This is a genomic window from Microbulbifer discodermiae, assembly GCF_040742695.1.
In the GTDB taxonomy this organism is placed as follows: domain Bacteria; phylum Pseudomonadota; class Gammaproteobacteria; order Pseudomonadales; family Cellvibrionaceae; genus Microbulbifer.
Genome location: NZ_JBFLAB010000138.1, coordinates 1 through 1,876, shown reverse-complemented (window position 1 = coordinate 1,876; position 1,876 = coordinate 1). Strand labels below are relative to the sequence as shown.

The 1,876-nt window shown below is 48.6% G+C and carries 2 protein-coding genes and 1 pseudogene; 2 read left to right on the top strand and 1 reads right to left on the bottom strand.

Annotation, left to right across the window (positions count from 1 at the left end):
- Positions 1–355 precede the first annotated feature (355 nt).
- Positions 356–499: pseudogene (locus AB1S50_RS19400) on the top strand (transposase); the annotation flags it as partial.
- A gap of 356 nt (positions 500–855) precedes the next feature.
- Here AB1S50_RS19400 and AB1S50_RS19395 read toward each other — a convergent pair.
- On the bottom strand, positions 856–1,119 hold the full coding sequence (locus tag AB1S50_RS19395) for a hypothetical protein (RefSeq protein ID WP_367152913.1): 264 nt from the start codon (positions 1,117–1,119) through the stop codon (positions 856–858).
- A gap of 271 nt (positions 1,120–1,390) precedes the next feature.
- Between AB1S50_RS19395 and AB1S50_RS19385 the strand changes: the two genes are divergently transcribed.
- Positions 1,391–1,765: an alpha/beta fold hydrolase gene (locus tag AB1S50_RS19385; protein WP_367152911.1), complete on the top strand. Its 375-nt coding sequence runs from the start codon at positions 1,391–1,393 to the stop codon at positions 1,763–1,765.
- Positions 1,766–1,876: the final 111 nt, after the last annotated feature.

Below are 1,876 nucleotides of genomic sequence, written 5' to 3'. Positions count from 1 at the left end.
GCTTGGCTCTGCCAATCTCTCATATGGCCTCCTAATAGAACTTGCCGGTTCATGGGAGGCCATATTCTCTACTCTGCACGACTGAACGGCAGAGCCCTGTCAAGTCTCACCGCCAGAGGCGGTGGTTTACCTATGTATTAATTAATACGATTAAAAATATGAAATTCGCTTAACGGGTTCAGTTTTATTCCACATGAAAACAATCTTAAATGGGAATATTTTTTCTTAATTCACGTTACTGTCTAGACTACTTTTTTTCTCTATAAGCAAGGCGTACTCATAAAGTTTGTAATGGTCTACTAAACTCGGATATCAATTTAGGTGGTAATGTTGCCGCCTGAGACAGAGGTGTTCAATGAGTAGACAACGTCGATCCTTTTCTCCCGAGTTCAAACTGGATGCTACCCGCTTAGTTGTTGAACAAGGGTATTCGATATCTAAGGCGTCCCGCTCGCTGGATGTAGGCACTACCGAAATCCGCCGATGGGTGAAGCAGCTTGTAGCGGTGCTGATCGGGGCCATAGTGGAAGCTGGCGCTGTTGCCGTTGCTATGGCTGATGGACCCGGGTTTGTTGTTGACGCCGTAGCTGATGGTCCTGAGGCCGTCGGCAGTGAGGTTGCCGTTGAGGTCGCACTGGAAGCTGCGGGTGCTGAGGTCCGCCAGGGTGACCTGGGCAACGGCGTTGGGACCGGCGTCGTTGCCGCTTCTGGCACTGGTGCCGTACTGATAGGCGTTGGCACTTGTGTCGGAGAAGTCGCTTTTGTACAGCAGGTTGCCGGCGGCGTCATAGTGGTAGTCCACCGTGCTGTGCAGGGTTGCCGGGATACGAGTATCCCAGGTACGGGTGGATTGGATCAATCTGTGTAGGTTGTCGTAGACGAAGCTTTCCTCGACCTTGGCGATGCCGTTTCTTCTGTTTTTGAGGTTCCGTAGCTGTCGTACTGGTCATAGACCAGATTGGATTTTGAGCAGCTGTCGATAATGAAGCCGACGCAGCGCTGGTCGAGCAGGCCGGCGGCGTTGTATTGGCTCTCTTCGATCAGGGCGTTGGCAAAGCAAAGAGTTCGCCTATCACGAGAGGAGTACTGAGGTGCTTGGAGCGCAAGTTTACTTCGCACATCCCTATAACTCCTGGCAGCGTGGTCTGCACGAGAATACGAACGGTCCTATGCGCCAGTATTGACCAAAGAGTACGGACTTTAAAAAATAACGCAGGAAGAGGTCGACGCAGTGGTATGCGATTTAAATAATCGACCAAGAAAAACTATAGGCTTTGAAACGCCAGTAAATTTAATGGATAATTACTCGGCGGCGCAGGCTCCACAAACGGTATGTCCTTCAAGGTTGAATCCGCGAATTTCAATCACCTTGGAAAGATTGGGAGAGACGATGAAAATGCTAAACCTTTCAATGCTGATAGCTACAGGTCTATGTCTGTTCATTGGCGGTGTGGCTGCAGAGGAAATGAAGATAGATGAAAATCTGACCATACATTACGAGCAGGAAGGTAACGGCGATACAACCATTATTTTTATCCCAGGTTGGATGATGTCAACGGAGGTTTTTGAACATCAACTCGATCACTTTAAAGGATCAACAAAATATCGCGCATTGGCATATGACCCTAGAGGCCAGGGGAAATCATCGAAACCCATAGAAGGCCACACCTATCAACAACACGCACGAGATCTAGCCAAATTGATTGATAAACTAGGCTTGAAAAGTGTGATTCTAGTGGGCTATGCGGAAAATAAGGTTACGTGATTTGATTTCATGTATACTTGCCCCATGGATACTCCGGACGTTTTTACAATTACCGCTCATGATGCAGCAATCCTGGAAAGCTGGATTCGCAGCACCTCGCTTCAGCAGGGT